This window comes from Micromonospora sp. RTGN7 (assembly GCF_033804645.1).
Lineage (GTDB): Bacteria > Actinomycetota > Actinomycetes > Mycobacteriales > Micromonosporaceae > Micromonospora.
The window spans coordinates 242,668-261,881 of the sequence record NZ_JAPZLF010000003.1 but is presented as its reverse complement, the minus strand read 5'-3'; the positions used below and the strand labels follow the sequence as shown (position 1 = coordinate 261,881).

Genomic DNA, 19,214 nt, shown 5'->3' with positions numbered 1-19,214 from the left:
CATCGGTGGTCAGCTCGTCCTGCCGAGAGCACGTTGCACGAGACCTGCGATGTCCAGTGCGTCGATCAGCTCCACGTCGTTCGTCGCCGCAGGCGCCTGCTCGTCCGGCGCTGCCACGTCCGCGTCTGCCAGGCCCAGCAGGGTCTCCAACACGCCCGCCTCCCTGAACCGGGCGATCGGCACGGACGCGAGGACTCGCCGCAGGTTCTCCTCCCGGCCCGCCAGGTCGTCATCGGGTTCCCGGAGGAGTTCGGCGCGCAGGTAGCCGACCAGCGCCTCCGGCGTGGGGTAGTCGAAGATCAGCGTCGCGGGCAGGCGTAGCCCCGTGGCCGCGTGCAGACTGTTGCGGAGGTTGACGGCGGCCAACGAGTCGAAGCCGACCTCCTGGAACGCCTGGCGTGGGCCGATGCCGTCCGCGCTGCCGTGGCCGAGGACCGTCGAGGCGTGGCCGCGGACCAGCCGGAGCAGGATGCGGTTCTGCTCGCTGTCGGAGACCGCCCGCAGGGAGTCCGCAAGCGACGCGGCGGTGTCGCCGTTCTCGCCGTCGGGCTGCGACGCCGCCAGTGCCGCCTTCGCCTCGGGCAGGTCGGCGAAGAGTGGGCTGGGGCGGACCGAGGTGAAGGCGGGGATGAAGGAGGCCCAGTCCATGTCGACCACGGAGACGAACTTCTCGTTGCCCCGCACCGCCTGCACCATCGCGGCCACCGCCAACGGGGGTGCCATCGGGAGGACACCGCGGCGGCGGAGTTGGGCGAGCGCGGCCTCGTCCATGCCCACGCCGATCTGGTCCAGCGCTCCCCACCCGATCGACGTCGCACGGAGGCCCCTGGCCCGGCGCCACTCGACGAGGGCGTCGAGGACGGCGTTCGCCGCGCCGGAGGGGCCCTGACCACCACCACCCCACACGCCCGCGATCGACGAGAACACGACGAAGGCGTCGAGCGGCGTCTCCTCGAACAGCTCGTCGAGCCACACCGCGGTGTCCACCTTGGCCGCGAACACCTCGGCGAGGTCACGCTCGCCGGTGTCGTCGACGGAGCTGGTCTGCGTGATGTCGACGGCGTGCACGACGGCCGTGAGCGGCTGCTGCGGGGTCGTCGCGGAAACCAGTCCGGCGATCGCGCTCCGATCACCGTCGGCGCAGGACTCCACCACGGTGCCGACACCGAGCCGGGCCAGTTCGGCACGCAGTTGCGGCACGCTCTGGTCGGGTGCGCGCGCGGTGGTGGTGATGATGAGCCGGTCGACGCCCGCGAGCGCGAGCCAGACCGCGACGTGCCGGCCGAGCCCTTCGGCACCGCCGGTCACCAGGACCGTGCCCCGGGGCAGCCAACGGCGCTCGCCCGCTGGCTCCTCCGGGGCGGGTTTGCGGACCAGTCGCCTGCTGTAGACGCCCGACCGCCGCACCGCGAGCTGGTCCTCACCGGCGGCACCGTTGAGCACTCCGAGCAGGTACTGGGCCGTACGTGGGTCGCTCGTCGCGGGCAGGTCGACCAGACCCCCCCACCGGTCGGGGCGCTCCAGCGCGACGGCCCGGCCGAGACCCCACACTGATGCCTGGGCCGGTGCGGTGAGGGCGTCCTGGATGCCGATGTTCACCGCACCACGGGTCACGCACCACAACGGTGGGGTGGCGTTGTTGTCGCCCAGGGCCTGGACGAGCGCGAGCGTCGTCGCCGCGACAACGGTGGGGTTCTGCGTCTGCTGGTCCAGGGCGAGTAGGGACAGCACGCCGGTCAGGTCGTGGTCGGCCAGGACGTCGGTCAGCCGTTCGGCGATCCGTTCCCGGGTGCGGTCCTGTGCGCCGATCTCCAGCAGGACCATGCCGAGTCCCTGTTCGGCCAGCTCGGCGAGGAGGGCGTCGTCTCGCTGCGTCGACGGCACGACGACGAGCCAGCGTCCACCGGGAACGCCGGCGGCTTCACGTTCGAGCGGCTGCCAGGTCACGTGGTAGCGCAGCTTCTCCGCGGTCGACCTCTCGCGGCGCTTCTCCCGCCAGTCCGCCAGCACGGGAACGACGGTGTTCAGGGCGCTGCGCTGGTCGGTCGACGCCATTTCGAGCAGCTCGGCGAGGGAGTCCAAGTCGGCGTGCTCGACGGCGGCCCAGAAGTCGGAGTCCGCACCTTCGACCGGTTCGGCGGTGTCGTTGGTCGCGTCGGCCTCGTGCAGCCAGTAGTGCTGGTGGTCGAAGGCGTACGTCGGCAGGTCCACCCGTCCCGACACCCGCGGCAACACCCCCGCCCAATCCACCCCCACACCACGAACAAACAACTCCGCCATCGACGTCAACAACCGCCGCAACCCACCATCACCACGCCGCAACGACCCCACCACCACCACATCACCAAACTCAGCAACCGACTGCACCAACACCGGATGAGCACTAACCTCCACAAACACGCCGTACCCACCCGCCACCAAATCCGCCACCGCAGCACCAAAACCCACCCGAGAACGCAAATTCCGATACCAATACCCGCCATCCACCACACCAGCATCCACAACCCACTCACCCGTGACCGTCGAATAAAACGGCACCACCGGCGCCAACCCGGTAACCCCCGCCAACGCCTCACCCAACACATCCCGAATACCCTCAACATGCCGAGTATGCGACGCATAATCCACCGCCACCCGCCGCACCCGAACACCCCGACCCGACAACACCTCCAACACCTCATCCAACGCCCCACCATCACCGGCAACCACCACCGACGACGGCCCATTAACCGCAGCCACCTCCACCCGCCCCACCCACGGCACCAACGCCGCCACCACATCACCCTCACCCAACGCCACCGACGCCATCCCACCCCGACCCGACAACCCCACCGCAATCGCCCGACTCCGCACCGCCACCACCCGCGCCGCATCCTCCAACGACAACGCACCCGCCACACACGCCGCCGCAATCTCACCCTGCGAATGACCCACCACCGCATCCGGCACCACACCCACCGACAACCACACCGCCGCCAAACCCACCATCACCGCAAAACACGCCGGCTGCAAAACATCAACCCGATCCAAAAACCCCGACTCCACATCACCACGCAACACATCCACCAACGACCAATCCACCCACGGCCCCAACGCCACCGCACACTCCGCAATCCGCCCCGCAAAAACCGGAGACGAATCCAACAACTCCCGACCCATCCCCACCCACTGCGAACCCTGACCCGGAAACACCCACACCAACTTCCCCAACACATCCACGCCACCGGTCACCAGACCAGAAACGCTCTCGCCCCGCACCAAACCACCCAGACCCGCCACCGCCTCCTCGCCGGAACCCGCAACCACCACGGCCCGCTCACCCAGCACCGCCCGATCCGACAGCAGCGCACCGGCCACCGCGGCGAGTGGTGCCGCACCGGAACTCCTGATCAAGGCCACCAGCCGACCGGCCTGTCCTGCCAGCGAACCGGCGGTCCCCGCCGACACCACCAACGGCACCACACCGGCCGGCTGCTCCTGCGTCAAGACAGGCTGAGCCTCCTCGACGGGCGCTTCCTCCAGGATCAGATGCGCGTTCGTCCCGCTGGCACCGAACGAGGAGACGCCGGCCCGACGCGGACGTCCGTTGCGCGGCCAGTCCCGGGCCTTGGTCAGCACCCGGACCGCGCCGGCCGACCAGTCGACCTCGGTCGTGGGCGCTTCCACGTGCAGGGTCGCCGGAAGGACACCGTGCCGCAGCGCCTGCACCATCTTGATCACACCGGCCACACCCGCAGCCGCCTGCGTATGCCCGATGTTCGACTTCAACGACCCCAACCACAACGGCCGCTCAGCATCCCGACCCCGCCCATACGTGGCCAACAGAGCCTGCGCCTCGATCGGATCACCCAGAGCCGTACCCGTGCCATGCCCCTCCACGACGTCGACGTCGGCGGGCGAGAGGCCGCAGTTCGCCAACGCGCTGCGAATCAACCGTTGCTGTGACGGTCCATTCGGCGCCGTCAGGCCGTTCGACGCACCATCCTGGTTCACCGCTGAACCACGCAACAGAGCCAGCACCGGGTGCCCGAGCTCGCGCGCCACCGAGAGCCGTTCCATCAGCACCACACCGACGCCCTCGGCCCAGCCGGTGCCGTCGGCGCCCTCCGCGTAGGCCTTGCAGCGCCCGTCGGCGGACAGGCCCCGCTGCCGGGCGAACTCCACGAAGGCGTCCGGACTGGCCATCACCGTCGCGCCGCCGGCCAGCGCCATCGAGCACTCACCCTGCCGCAACGCCTGCGCGGCCAGATGCATCGCCACCAACGACGACGAACACGCCGTGTCCACCGTGACCGCCGGCCCCTCCAGACCGAACACATACGACACCCGCCCCGACGCCACGCTCGACGCCGTGCCGGTCATCAGATAGCCCTGGACTTCGTCAGGCACCTGGTGGAGCCGGGTCACGTAGTCGTGGTGGACGATTCCGGTGAAGACACCGATGTCACGGCCCTTGACCGACAGCGGGTCGAGGCCCGCCCGTTCGAGCGCCTCCCAGGACGTCTCGAGCAGCAACCGCTGCTGCGGGTCCATGGCCAGCGCCTCGCGCGGCGAGATCCCGAAGAGCTTGGCGTCGAACTGCGCGGCGTCGTACAGGAACCCGCCCGAGCGGGTGTAGCTCGTGCCCGGGTTGTCCGGGTCCGGGTGGTACAGCCCCTCGACATCCCAGCCGCGGTCGAGCGGGAAGCCGGACACCGCGTCCCGCTGCTCCAGCAACAGGTTCCACAGATCCTCGGGACTGTCGACGCCACCGGGCAGCCGAGTGCTCATCGCGACGATCGCGATCGGCTCGTCGGAGGCGGCGGCCGACACCGTCGCCACGGGCTCCGCCGGTCGATCGCCGAGCAGCTCGGCCCGCAGGTGGGCGGTAAGTAGGGCGGGGGTCGGATAGTCAAAGACCAGGGTGCTGGGCAGGTTCACCCCGGTGAAGTCGCGCAGGCGGTTTCGGAGCTTGACCGCGCTCAGCGAGTCGAATCCGAGGCTCCTGAAGGACTGTTCCTCGTCGATTCCGTCCGACTCGTGATGGCCGAGCACGACCGCGGTGCTCTCCTGGACCAGCCCCATCACGGCACGGAGCTGCTCGGCGTGGGCCAGCCCGGTCAGCCGGTCCAGGAGTGTGTTGCCTGCCGCGTCATCGGCCGGCACCACGCGCCGGGTGAGCGGCACTGACTGCGCCTCGATGTCAGGCTGTACCACCTCGACGGCGGGGGCGGCCAGGGTGACCGGGCCGATGACCGCGACGGGTTCGCCTGCCGTGTCCGCCAGCTCCAGCAGGTGACGGCCGTCCGGCGTCGGCGTGATCCGCAGCCGCAGCGCGGCGGCGCCTTCGGCGTACACCGTCATACCCGCGCAGGCGGAGAGGTCGCGGTGGTCGTCGCCCGCCAGGACCCGCAGTGCGGCGTCGACGAGCACCGGGTGGAGGGTGAACGCGGCGGCCTGCTCGGCCAGTTCGGCGGGGAGGGCGACCTCCGCGAGGGTCTGCCCGTCGGGCTGCGGCCAGTCCCGAAGGTCGAAGGTCGGCGGCGGCATGCCGGGTACCAGCACCGCTCGGGCCTGGCACGTCCACGAGGCGCGCGCCGCGTCGGCGAGTCTGCCGTGGACAACCGCCCGACGGCGCCCGTCCGGGCCGGGAGCGTCCACCGTTACCCGCACCTGCGTGTGCCCGTGCTCCGGCACGGTGAGGGGTGCCTCGACGACGACCTGCTCGAGGCGCCCGCAGCCGACCTCGTTGCCCGCCTTGGCAAGCATCTCCAGGAGCGCGGCGGCCGGGACCCGGGTGATGCCGCCGGGGAGCAGACCCGGGCTGCGGGGCAACAGGCGGCCGGTGAGCAGGAGTCCGCCGGTGCCCGGCACGTCGATCACGGTGCCGAGCAGCGGGTGCCGGGCACTGGTGGCACCGAGTGCCTCCGCGCCGCCCGTGGCGGTCTCGTCGGTCTCGACCCAGTACCGGTGGTGCTGGAACGCGTACGTGGGCAGGTCGGTATCCGCCACGGCGGCCCGCCGGGCGAGCAGGGCCGCCCAGTCGACGGCCACGCCCCGCACGTGTAGTCCCGCGACTGCAGCCACCACGTCGGTGGCTTCCGCGCCATCCCTGCGCAGCGCGGCGAGGCAGCTCTGCTCGGGCACGCCGAGCACCTCCAGCGCCATCGCGGCGAGGGACCCGCCCGGGCCCAGCTCCAGAAACGTCGTCGCGCCGTGCGCGCTCAGCGAGGTGACGGCGTCGCTGAATCTGACCGCGTGCCGTGCCTGGTCGACCCAGTAGCCGGGAGTGCCGAGTTGCCCCTCCTCGGCGACGGCGCCGGTCAGCGTGGAAACGATGGGGAGGACGCCCGGCTGGAACGACAGTTCCGCCACGACAGCGCGGAACTCGTCGAGCATGGGGGCCATGAGCGGCGAGTGGAAGGCGTGGCTGACCGCCAGCCGCCGCGTCTTGCGGCCGCGGCCCGCCAGTTCACCGGCGATGGCGAGCACGGCGTCGGAGTCGCCGGAGAGCACCACCGAGTCAGGGCCGTTCACCGCCGCCACGCAGACCACGCCTTCGGACTGGGCGAGCAGGGGCGCGACGTCGGCCTCGGTCGCCTGGACGGCGACCATCGCGCCGCCTGCGGGCAGGTCCTGCATCAACCGGCCGCGCGCGGCGACCAGCTTGGCCGCCTCTTCGAGCTCCAGCACCCCGGCGACGTGTGCGGCGGTGATCTCCCCGACCGAGTGGCCCGCGAGGAGGTCGGGGCGCACGCCCCAGGACTCGACGAGCCGGTACAGCGCGGTCTCCAGGGCGAACAGCGCGCCCTGCGTGTACCTGGTCTGGTCGAGCAGTTCACTGTCGGGCGCGAACACCACGTCGCGCAGCGGGCGTGCCGTACGCCTGTCGAGGTGCTGTTCCACGGCGGTGCACGCGGCGGCGAACGCGTCGCGGAAGACCGGGAACGTCTCGGCGAGCTCGCGTCCCATGCCCGCCCACTGACTGCCCTGACCGGTGAAGAGGATGGCCAGCTTGCCCGTGACCGGGGTGCCGGAGACCACCGTGGGACCTGCCGCACCCCGCTCGATAGCACGGAGATCGGCACCGAGCTGTCGCCGGCCGGACGCGAGGACGACCGCGCGGTGGTCGAGTTGGGCGCGCGTGGTGGCGAGGGCGTAGGCGGCGTCGGCGAGGCGCACGTCGTGCCGGTCATCGATGAACCGGGCGAGGCGGCCTGCCTGGCCACGCAGCCCGGCGGGCGTCCGCGCCGACACCGGCACCGGCACCGGCACCGGGAAGCCGGTCGGCTCCGGCACCGGTGGGGTGGTCAACGGACGATCGGGGGCCGCCTCGAGGACGACGTGCGCGTTGGTGCCGCCGATGCCGAAGGACGACACCCCGGCCCGGCGGGGCTGGCCGGTCTCCGGCCAGTCGCGAGCCTCGGTCAGCAGTGTCACGGCCCCCGCCGACCAGTCCACCCCGGCCGACGGACGGTCCACATGCAGCGTCCGCGGAAGGCGGCCGTGCCGCATGGCCATGACCATTTTGATCACGCCCGCGACGCCCGCTGCGGCCTGGGTGTGCCCGATGTTCGACTTCACCGACCCCAGCCACAGCGGCCGGTCGGCGGATCGGTCCTGCCCGTAGGTCGCCAGGAGCGCCTGCGCCTCGATCGGGTCGCCCAGCGTCGTGCCCGTTCCGTGTGCCTCCACGGCGTCCACGTCCGACGTGCTCAGCCCGGCGTTGGCCAGTGCCTTTCGGATCACCCGTTGCTGTGATGGCCCGTTCGGTGCGGTGAGCCCGTTCGACGCGCCGTCGGAGTTCACCGCCGATCCGCGCACCACGGCCAGCACCTGGTGGCCCCGGCGGCGGGCCTCCGACAGCCGCTCGACCAGCAGCACGCCCACGCCCTCGGACCAGCCGGTGCCGTCCGCGCCGTCGGCGAACGCCTTGCACCGGCCGTCGGGCGCCAGTCCGCGCTGCCTAGAGAACTCGACGAAGGTCTCGACGGTGCCCATCACCATCACGCCACCGGCCAGCGCCATGGTGCACTCACCCCGGTTCAGCGCCTGCGCCGCCATGTGCAGGGCCACCAGCGAGGAGGAGCAGGCGGTGTCGATGGTGATTGCCGGGCCCTCGAGGCCGAAGTGGTAGGCGACGCGACCGGAGATGACGCTGCCGGAACTGCCGGTGAGGCGGAAGCCCTCGACCCCGGACGCCCGGTGCGTCCGCATGCTGTAGTCGTGGCTGTTGACGCCGACGAAGACGCCGACGTCCTGCCCGGCCAGGGTGGTCGGGTCGATCGCGGCCCGTTCGAACGCCTCCCATGATGTCTCCAGCAGCAGCCGCTGCTGCGGGTCCATCGCCAGCGCCTCGTTCGGTGAGATGCCGAAGAAGGCGGCGTCGAAACCGGCGGCGTCGTCGAGGAAGGCGCCGTGGCGCACGTAGGTGGTGCCCGCGTGGTCGGGGTCTTCGTGGTAGAGCCGCTCAGTGTCCCAGCCGCGGTCGCCGGGGAACTCGGTGACGGCGTCGACCTCGTCGGCCACCACCCGCCACAGGTCCTCCGGGCTGTGCACGCCCGCGGGGAAGCGGCACGCCATCGCCACGATCGCGATCGGCTCGTCGGTCGTCGTGGTGGGGGCACCGGGTCCGGCCGCACGGTGCGGCGTGCCGCCGAGGAGCGCGGCGCGGAGGTGCTCGGCGAGCGCCGAGGGCTTCGGGTAGTCGAAGATCACCGCCGGGGAGAGGGTGAGCCCGGTCGCGGCGGCCAGCCGATTGCGCAGTTCCACCGCGGTCAGCGAGTCGAATCCGGCGTCCTTGAAGGCCCGGCCCGGGTGGACGGCAGCTGCGGAGGCGTGTCCGAGAACCTCGGCGGCGTGCCGCAGCACCAGGTCGAGCACGACCTCGGTCTGCTCGGCGCCGGCGAGTCCGGCGAGGCGCTCGGCGAACGACGCGGAGCCGGACGCGGCGCTGGCCACCGGTCGCGGTGCCGGGGCCAGACCACGCAGCAGCGGCGGGACCGGATCACCGGCCGCTGCCGCCCGCCGCAGGGTGGCCACGTCGAGCTTCGCCGCCACGAATGTGTCGGTGGCGCCCAGGGTGGCGTCCAGGAGCGCCATTCCCTCGGTGGCGGAGAGGCCGGACATGCCGGTGCGCTGGTTGCGGCGCAGGTCCGCCGCGCCCAGGTGCTGGGTCATGGCGCTGGCCGCCGCCCAGTAGCCCCAGGCGAGGGAGACGGCGGGCAGGCCGAGGCGGTGCCGCTGTCGCGCGAGCGCGTCGAGACAGGCGTTGGCCGCTGCGTAGTTGGCCTGCCCGGGGTTGCCCAGCACACCCGCCGCGGAGGAGAACAGCACGAACGCGGCGAGGTCCAGGCCCTGGGTGAGCTCATGCAGGTGCAGCGCCGCGTCCACCTTCGGCCGCAGCACGGTGTCGACGCGTTCCGGGTTGAGTTCGGTGAGCACCCCGTCGTCGAGGACACCGGCGGCGTGCACCACGGCGGTGAGCGGGTGCTCGGCCGGAATGGCAGCCAGGACGGCCTCGAGCTGGGCCCGGTCTGCCGTGTCGCAGGCGGCGACGGTGACCGACGCCCCCATCGCGGTCAGCTCGTCGTGGAGGTCCGGGGCATGGCCGCGACGGCTGACCAGGACCAGGTGCCGGATGCCGTGCGTGGTGACGAGATGCCGGGCCGTCGTCGCACCGAGTGTTCCCGTGCCACCGGTGATCAGCACGGTGCCGTCGGGGTCGAGCGGACGGCGCTCTCCCGCGACGTCGGGCGAGACGCGTGCCAGGCGTGGCACCGTCGCGACGCCATCGCGCACCCTCAGCTGTGGTTCACCGCTCAGCAGCACGGCCGGCAGCACGGACCGGGAGGCGTCGTCGAGGTCGGCCAGCACGATCCGGCCCGGGTGCTCCGACTGTGCCGAGCGCACCAGGCCCCACACCGCGGCCGCGTCAAGTTTGGCGCAGTCCCCGGTGACGACAGCCAGTCGGGTCTCCGCCAGGGCTGGTTCCGCGAGCCAGGCCTGGAGCAGGGTCAGCGCGGCGCTGACCGACGCACGGGGGTCTCCGGCGACGGCCTCGTACAGCAGGACGTCGGGAGCAGCCTCGGCCGACGCGGTCACGTCCTCGCCGGTCGCGACGGGTACGACGTCGAGGGCGCGGTCCACGGGGGGTAGCGGCAAGGCCGTCCAGTCGACGCGGAACAGGGCGTCGTGCGGCAACGCGCCGGTGATCCCCGCCTGTTCGGGAGAGAACGGTGTGCCGAGGACCGCGTCGACGGTCATGACGGGTCGCCCGGTGGCGTCCGTCAGCGTCAGACCGGTCCCCCGCTCCGACGTCGCGCTCGGTCGCACGTGCAGTGCGGTGGCGCCCGATGCCAGCAGGGTCACCCCGGCCCACCTGGACGCGAGCGTGCCGGCGGGGAGGACGGTACGGACGGCGGCGTCGAGCAGGGCGGGGTGCATCCCGTAGCGGTCGGCGTCGCGGAGGGCTACGCCGTCCAGGCTGACTTCGGTGGCGGCCCCGGCATCCGGACGGGTTGCCCGGGAGGCGGTGGGGGCCAGCGTGCCGTACGCGTGACGCGTCCAGGGTGCATCGAGCGGGGCCTCCGTGGCGCGCGAGTAGATTTCCACGGACCGCCGCCGGGTCTCGCCGGGCTCGCCGACGATGGCCTGGATGTCGCGGCTGCCTCGCGGTGGCAGCACCAGGGGTGCCTCGACGGTCAGTTCGTCGAGGGTGGGGGTGTCGGCCAGGTCCCCCAGCCGGATGGCCACCTCGATCAGGGCCGCGTTCGGCACCAGGACGGCATCGGCCACAAGGTGGTCCACGAGCCAGGGCTGCGACTGCGGCGACCACCTCGACGTGGCCGTGAATCCGGCCGAGTTCGGCAGGCTGACGATCGCGCCCAGCAACGGGTGATCGACAGCCGCCTGTCCCAGCGACGCGGCATCCGTAGCGGACTGCGCGGGCTGGAGCCAGTAGTGCTGGTGGTCGAAGGCGTAGGTCGGCAGGTCCACCCGTGCGGAGACCGGCGGCAGCATCCCGGCCCAGTCGACGGTTACGCCCCGCACGAACAACTCGGCCATCGACAGCAGCAGCCGCCGCAGCCCGCCGTCGGCGCGCCGCAGCGACCCGGTCGCCACCACCTCACCGACCTCGGCGATCGACTGCACCAGCACCGGATGGGCGCTGACCTCCACGAACACGCCGTGCCCCTGCGCAACCAGATCCGCCACCGCGGGCCCGAAACCCACCTGGCTCCGCAGGTTCCGGTACCAGTACCCGCCGTCCACCACACCGGCCTCGCCGACCCACCCCCCGGTGACCGTCGAGTAGAACGGCACCTCCGGCGCCCGCGCGTCGACCCCCGCCAAAGACTCCGCAAGCACGTCACGAAGGTCCTCCACGTGCCGGGTGTGCGAGGCGTAGTCCACCGCCACCCGCCGCACCCGCACCCCCTGGCCGCTCAACACGTCCAGGGCCTCGTCCAACGCCTCCGCGTCACCGGCGAGCACCACCGACGACGGCCCGTTCACCGCCGCCACCTCCACCCGCCCCGCCCACGGGGTCAGCCGCTCCACCGCCTCGCCCTCGGAGAGGGCCACCGACGCCATCCCACCGCGACCCGACAACGTCACCGCGATGGCCTGACTGCGCACCGCCACCACCCGCGCCGCGTCCGCCAACGACAACGCACCAGCCACACACGCCGCCGCGATCTCACCCTGCGAATGACCCACCACCGCATCCGGCACCACACCCACCGACGCCCACACCGCCGCCAAACCCACCATCACCGCGAAACTCGCCGGCTGAAGCACATCCACCCGCTCCAAGAGCCCCGGCTCGGCGTCCCCGCGCAGCACATCCATAAGGGACCAGTCGATCCACCGCCCCAACGCGGCAGCACACTCCCCGATCCGCTCCGCGAACACCGGCGAGGAGTCCAGCAACTCCCGGCCCATTCCCACCCACTGCGTGCCCTGGCCCGGGAACACCCACACGACCCGGCCCGGCACACCCGAGCCGGTCACCAGGCCCGGCACGGTCTCCCCGCGAGCCAGCGCACCCAGCCCGGCCGACGCCTCGTCGGCCGAGCCCGCCACCACCACGGCCCGCTCACCCAGCACCGCCCGACCCGACACCAACGCACCCGCCACCTGGACCAGCGGCACCTCGGCGGCATCGCCAAGGAACGTCGCGAGCCGGCCCGCCTGCGCCGCGAGGGACGTGGCAGTGCCCGCCGACACCACCAGCGGCACGGCACCCGGAGGCACCGTCTCCTCGGCGGCGGGTTCCTCTGGGGCCTCCTCCAGGATGACGTGCGCGTTCGTCCCGCTCGCGCCGAACGACGACACCCCCGCCCGACGTGGACGACCGTTACGCGACCAGTCCCGGGGCTCGGTCAACACCTGGACCGCACCGACCGACCAGTCCACCTGCGTCGTGGGCAGGTCCACATGCAACGTCGCCGGCAACACTCTGTGCCGCAGCGCCTGCACCATTTTGATCACACCAGCCACACCCGCCGCCGCCTGCGTGTGCCCGATGTTCGACTTCAACGACCCCAACCACAACGGCCGATCGGCATCACGGCCCTGCCCATACGTCGCCAGCAACGCCTGCGCCTCGATGGGGTCACCGAGCACCGTGCCCGTGCCGTGTCCCTCGACCACGTCCACGTCGGCAGGCGTGAGACCCGCGGCGGCGAGCGCCCGGCGGATCACCCGCTGCTGTGCCCAGCCGTTCGGCGCCGTCAGGCCGTTCGACGCACCGTCCTGGTTGACCGCACTGCCCCGCAGCACGGCCAGGACCCGGTGCCCGCGCTCCCGGGCGACCGACAGCCGCTCCAGCACGACCACGGCCGCGCCCTCGGCCCAGCCCGTCCCGTCAGCCGTCGACGAGAACGCCTTGCACCGCCCGTCGCGGGCGAGGGCCCGCTGCCGGGAGAACTCCACGAAGGTCCCGGGCGTGGCCATCACCGTCGCGCCGCCGGCCAGCGCCATCGAGCACTCACCCTGCCGCAGCGCCTGCGCGGCCAGATGCATCGCGACCAACGACGACGAACACGCCGTGTCCACGGTCACGGCCGGCCCCTCCAGGCCGAGCACGTAGGAGACCCGGCCAGACGCCACGCTCGACGCCGAACCGGTGGTCGCGAAGCCCTCCAGCTCCGGCGCGACCACGCCGACCCCGTAGCCGTGACCGAAGACGCCGGAGAAGACGCCGACGTCGGTTCCCTTCAGCGACAGCGGATTGACTCCCGCCCGCTCCAGCGCCTCCCACGAGGTCTCGAGCAGCAGCCGCTGCTGCGGGTCCATCGCCCGGGCCTCGCGGGGCGAGATCCCGAAGAGGCCCGCGTCGAAGAGCGCGGCGTCGCGCAGGAAACCACCCTGATTCGTGTACGAGGTACCCGCGCGCTCAGGGTCCGGGTCGAAGAGGCGGCCCAGGTCCCAGCCCCGGTCGTCGGGGAAGTCGGAGACGGCGTCGACGCCGCCGGCCACCAGCTTCCACAGATCGTCGGGCCCCGCCACCCCGCCGGGCAGCCGACAGGCCATGCCCACGATCGCGATCGGTTCGCCGGGGTCCGCCGCCATGACCGGCTCGACGACCGGCCGGGGGGTTCCGAGGAGCTCGGCCCGCAGGTGGGCCGCCAGCGCCACCGGGGTGGGGTGGTCGAAGACGACGGTGGTGGGCAGCCGCAGCCCGGTGTTCGCCGTCAGCCGGTTGCGCAGTTCGACGACGGCCATCGAGGTGAAGCCCAGGTCGCGGAAGGCGCGGTCGGCCGGGATCGACTCGGATCCCGGCTTCTGCAGCACAACGGCGGCCTGCCTCCGCACCAGGTCTTCCAGTAGGGCCAACTGCGCGCGCTCGTCCAGTCCGGACAGCCGGTCGGTCAGAGCAGCCCTGACGGCCGCGTCAGGCTCGTCGACGCTCATCAGCGCATCGGGGTGCTCGGTCGCCGCGTACACCAGACGGCTCGGCTGGTCCGCCAGGAGGCGCCGCTGGATCTTGCCCGACGCGGTCCGGGGAACACTCGCGACCTCGTGGAGCTGCTCCGGCACCTTGTAGGCGGAGAGTTGCTCGCGGCACCGGTCGATCAGCGTCGTGGCGTCGAACCCGGCGGGGCCGGGCAGCACGTACGCGACCGGCACTTCGCCGAGCGTGTCGTGCGGTACGCCGGCCACCGCCACATCCGCGACACCCGGGACGGTGCGCAGGACCGCCTCGACCTCCGCGGGGTGGATGTTCTCCCCGCCACGGATGATGAGTTCCTTGATCCGGCCGCAGATGGTGAAGTAGCCGGCATCGTCACGCCGGGCCAGGTCGCCGGTCCGGTACCAGCCGTCGCGCATCGCCGCGGCGGTGGACTCCGGGCTGTTGTGGTAGCCGACCATGACGTTCGGGCCGCTGACCCACACCTCCCCCTCCTGGCCGACGGGCACATCGAGTCCGGTGGTGGGGTGGACGACGCGGACCTCGACTCCCGGCACGGGAAGGCCGCAGGACCCGTCGACCCGAGCGCCGTCCGGCGGGTTCATGGTGATGGCCCCGCACGTCTCCGTACTGCCGTAGGCATCGACCAGTGGGACCCCGAAGATCTCCTCGAACTCCCGGCGCAGCCCGGATCCGGTGACCGCTCCCCCGACCAGGCCGATCCGCAGGTGAGGTGCGGAGAAACCGTTCTGCCGGGCGGCCGTCACGAGGTGGTGGTACGTCGTGGGAACACCGGCCAGGAAGGTCGGCTCGTCCTCACGCAGTGCCCTGATCACGTCCTCCGGGGAACTCCCGTCGATGATTCGGGCGGTGGCGCCGACAACGGTGACGGAGAGAACGCACGCGATGTGCGAGAGGCTGTGGAACAGCGGGAGGGGCCAGAGCACCCGGTCCTGGTCGGTCAGCCCGGGAATCGGCACGTAGCACGAGGCAACGGACCAGAGGCAGTTGCGCTGGGTCGACAGGACGCCCTTGGGCCGGCCGGTCGTCCCCGACGTGTAGAACATCCAGGCCACGTCGTCGAGGGCGAGGTCGTCCCTGGCGGGCTGGTCCGGTTCGCTGACGGCGAGTTCGTCGTACGAGTGGGCTCGCTCCCGCGCCGGGACATCGCCCGTCACCAGCAGCGTGAGGTGCGGCGCAGACTGGAGCCGCTCCGCCTGCGCGGCATCGGTGATGACCACCGTGGCGCCGCTGTCGGAGAGCAGGTAGTCCAGCTCGGGGAGGACCGAGGCGGGGTTGAGCGGCACCCCGACGCCCCCCGCACGCACGATCGCGAGATAGCTCTCCACCGCGGAGACCGTGTTGCGCAGGCAGATGGCCACCCGGTCCCCGGGCCGGATGCCGAGGCTCGCCAGGTGCCCGGCCAGCCTGCGCGTTCGCGCTTCGAGGTCCCCGTAGGTGACCGCCCGCCGGTCGTCCTCGAAGGCCACCTTGTCGGGGAAGCGGGCCGCGTTCTCCCGGAGTACGACGGGCAACGGCTTGATGAGGTCGGTACGCACCATGCCGCGGATCCTTTCGAAGACTCGGTGGAAGGAACGCTCACCAGGAGACGGGCAGGTTCTTCACCCCGAAGACGGAACCCCGCAGGCGCAGCGGTACGTCGTCGGCCGCGACCGCCAACCGGAGGTCGGGGAACGCCTGGAGCAGAGCCGACAGAGCGACCCGTAGCTCGATGCGCGCCAGGTTCTGGCCGAGGCACTGGTGGATACCGAAGCCGAACGCCACGTGACCCGAGGTGTCACGATCGACGTCCAGCTTCTCGGGGCACCCGAACCTGGCCGGGTCACGGTTGGCCGCGGGCAGCGACACCGAGACGCTGTCCCCCTTCTTGATCACCTCACCGTGCAGTTCGACGTCCTCCAACGCGGTGCGGTACGTCTCGTACTGGTTGATGGTGAGGTAGCGAAGGAGCTCCTCGACCGTGGCGTTGAGTTTCGTCGGGTCCGCGCGGACCGCCGCCAGTTGGTCCGTGTGGTGCAGCAGCGCGAAGACACCGACGGCCAGCGCGCTCTCCGTGGTCTCGTAGCCGGCGAAGAGCAGAAGGGTGACGAGGTTGCGCAGCTCTTCGGTGGTCAACTGCCCGTCGGCGACGAGTCGGCTGAGGAGGTCGTCCTCGGGCTGCTTCCGTTTCCTCTCGATGACCTCGTCGAAGAAGGCGCCTACCTGCTCGTAGGCGGCTGCGGTCTCCGCCGGGTCCGCGTCCTGGTCGTGGAAGAGGGCCGGTGCGTGCGCGTACCGGTCGCGCTCGTCGTAGGGCAGGCCGACCATCTCGGCCAACACCCGCAGGACGAGCGGTCTGGCGAAGTTCACCACCAGATCCGCGGGGGCCCCGTGTTCACGCATGACGTCGACCTGCTCGGCGGCCAGGGCCTCGACGCGCGCTGTCAGCCGGCTCGTCCGCGCGACGGTGAACTCACCCGTCAGCAGACGGCGGTACCGGGTGTGGTCGGGCGGGTCCATGTGGATGAACATCCCGGGAATCTTGGGATGGGTCGGTATCACCTGCCCCTGGTGAGTCACCGGGAAGTGGCCGACCTCGCAGCTGTGGCTGAACCGCAGGTCACTGAGGACCTCGCGTACCAGGTCATAGCTGGAGACGATCCAGCCGACGTGCCCGTCCGGAAACACCATTTTCGCGAGGGGGCGTTCCTCGCGCAGCGAAGCGAACACCGCAGGAGGATCGAACTTGTCGATCCGCGCCCACGGCACCTCGAAGGAAATGGCGTCGGTCATGAAATCCTTCTCACTCGATACGACGGGCGGACGGGCGGAAAGCGTCACTCTGCGACCTTCGTGCGATACAGCCAGCGAAAGACCGCTACCTCACATCCGTCAATCGTCTGAGATTCTCCGTCGCGGACGAAATGTTCATAGCCGGCCCCGTGGCGAATCTTGAGCGTTTGCCCCAAATCCGCCACCGGTACGGTGCGGTCGACCGCCGCCAGCTCGACAGGTCCACCGCTCAACATGATTTTCACTGATGTCACGCTCATCATGATTTCCAACTCTCGCCGGGTCGTTCCGCCCGACAAACGGGCGTGACGTGACCACTTCGAAACAATCGGCTCTGCATGCAAGAGATACGATCAGCAGATTTGCAATTCGCCTGCGACGATGCAGTCGAGTATTCCTAAATTCAGACTAGGCGAGCCACGACTTCCGGACATCCCTCAGGCTGGTAGGGCCGGGCTCAGCCGGCATCACCGTCCGACATCAACGGGCTGGCCGGTACGCGCCGACTCGTACGCCGCCCGGATGACCCGCGTGGTACGCAGTCCGGCAGGGCCGTCCGGGCCGTTTCCCTTCCCGCTGTCGAACGCGGCAATGAAGTCCCTGAGCATCACCGAGTACAGGTCGACGCCGCCCGGTTCCGACCGTTCACCGTCGGTGGCGGCGTCGAATCCACCGAGCAGGCGCGGACAGGCGTCGTACTCCACGCTGGCCCGGTCACCGACGAAGGTCATGACCGGTCCGCCTGTCGGGGACAAGCTCCAGCTGCAATCAATCGCCACGACTACCCCGCTCGGGTACCGCACGGTGAGTACCGCTGCGCTCTCGACACCCGGCTCTGCGCTGAGCACCCCGTTCGTCTGCGCGTAGACCTGCTCCGCGGGCTCTCCGTCGAGCACCGCGTCCACCAGGTCGAGCAGGTACGCCGCGTTGGCGCACAGTGCTCCGCCATCCGCGTCCGTCCGACTCGCCGGCAGGGTGTTGTACGACCCATGGATGGTAGTCAGCGTGCCGACGACGCCTTCGGCGATTCCTCGACGCACGGCGGCGAACGCCTCGCTGAAGCAGGCCGGGGAGGCGAGCGTGAGCCGGACGCCCCCGATGTCGCAGGCGTCCATCATGGCCTTCGCGTCCGCCACGCTGGTGGCGAACGGGTATTCGCACAGCACCTGCGCCTCTGCCTCGCCCGCGAGCTCGACGAGTTCGAGATGGCGGTCGACCTCGCTGGTGATCACGACGGCGTCGGGGCGGGAAGCGAACACCTCGTCCCAGCTGTCCAGGTACGACACGCCGAGCCGCTCGGCCATTGCCCGGCCGCGAGCCGGATCACCCGGTGGGCCGTCGGGATCCGCGGTGACCAGATCGACGCCGGGCATGTCGCGCAGCAGCCGGACGTAGGTCTCGGCGCGCTCGTGCGCGAACGACAGTACGGCGACCTTCATGCGACCTCCTTGATAGGCAGTTCCACGGCGCGGCCCGTCCAGGCGGACTCCGCCGCGGCCTGGGTGATGCGGACTGCGGCCAGCGCGTCCCGGGCCCCCAGTCGCGGCTCGGGCCCGCCCGCGAAGGCCTGGGCGAACTCGCGCATCTCGGAGACGAACGGCGATTCCCCGAAGTAGCCGAAGTTCTCGGCCTCACCATCGACGACCCGGACCTCCTGGGGCCACTCGGAGTCGTAGCGCACAGTCCCACCGGTACCCGAGACATGGAATGCCACCCGCACCGGCGGTCTCGGCGTAGCCGTCCACCGGGCCACTACCTGGCTGAGCGCGCCAGTGGCGTGGGTGAGGACAACGGTGCCGGCCGCGACGGCCCCCGCCGGGGCCGGGGTGGCGAGCTCACCCTGGTAGTAGGCGTGCACCCGCACGACGTCCCCGAAGATCCAGTAGGCCAGGTCGACGCCGTGCAGCATCTGGTCGGTGAGGATCCCGCCCGATCGCGCGGACGCGTTTCCGGTCCAGGGCCGCGGGTGATACGCGGAGACGAGGAACCGGGCGACCGAGCCCGCGCCCAACCGGCCGGCCGTCACCAGCTCGTGGAGCCGGGTGAACGCCGGGGCGAAGCGCACGTCGTGGGCGGGATAGAGCCGCACCCCGGCCCGCTCCGCCGCGGCGACGATCTCCTCGGCCTCCGCGGTGCTGGCCGCCAACGGCTTCTCGCACACCACACCCACCCCTTGGGCGATGGCGGCCAGGGCGATCTCGTGGTGGCTGCCCGTCGGGGTGCAGATGTCCACCGCATCCGCACCGGCCAGCGCCTCGGCCAGGGAACCGACAGCCTCCGCACCGAACTCGCGCGCCACGTCGGCGGCGCGGCCGTCATCGGAGTAGACCCGGACGGCCACTCCGGCGTCGAGCCACGCGCCCAGGTGCAGACGGGCTATCAGTCCCGCACCGATCAGTGCCACCTGAAGCTGTCGCATGGCGTATCCAGCCCTTCTTCCAGCTGCCGGACCGACGGAACTCACGGGCGCGGATCTTCAAGCCCGATCAGATTCGCCCACGGCGGCTGTCAGAGGCCATAACCC

The 19,214-nt window shown here is 71.3% G+C and carries 5 protein-coding genes; all 5 read right to left on the bottom strand.

What is annotated here, in order from left to right; genetic code table 11:
• Positions 1–9 precede the first annotated feature (9 nt).
• Positions 10–15,459 carry a type I polyketide synthase gene (locus SNR22_RS06545; RefSeq protein WP_320065551.1) on the bottom strand — a complete coding sequence of 5,150 codons (15,450 nt, stop codon included), beginning with the start codon at positions 15,457–15,459 and terminating at the stop codon, positions 10–12.
• 37 nt (positions 15,460–15,496) lie between these two features.
• Positions 15,497–16,690, bottom strand: coding sequence for a cytochrome P450 (locus SNR22_RS06540; protein WP_320065550.1), 1,194 nt, complete (start codon positions 16,688–16,690; stop codon positions 15,497–15,499).
• Between the two features lie 44 nt (positions 16,691–16,734).
• Positions 16,735–16,953 carry a DUF5988 family protein gene (locus SNR22_RS06535; protein ID WP_320065549.1) on the bottom strand — a complete coding sequence of 73 codons (219 nt, stop codon included), beginning with the start codon at positions 16,951–16,953 and terminating at the stop codon, positions 16,735–16,737.
• A gap of 204 nt (positions 16,954–17,157) precedes the next feature.
• Positions 17,158–18,129 carry a Gfo/Idh/MocA family oxidoreductase gene (locus tag SNR22_RS06530; protein ID WP_320065548.1) on the bottom strand — a complete coding sequence of 324 codons (972 nt, stop codon included), beginning with the start codon at positions 18,127–18,129 and terminating at the stop codon, positions 17,158–17,160.
• Positions 18,126–19,109 (bottom strand): Gfo/Idh/MocA family oxidoreductase, encoded by a 984-nt coding sequence (locus SNR22_RS06525; protein ID WP_320065547.1) that lies wholly within the window; start codon positions 19,107–19,109, stop codon positions 18,126–18,128. Before SNR22_RS06525 ends, SNR22_RS06530 begins: the two co-directional genes overlap by 4 nt.
• Between the last annotated feature and the right edge of the window lie 105 nt (positions 19,110–19,214).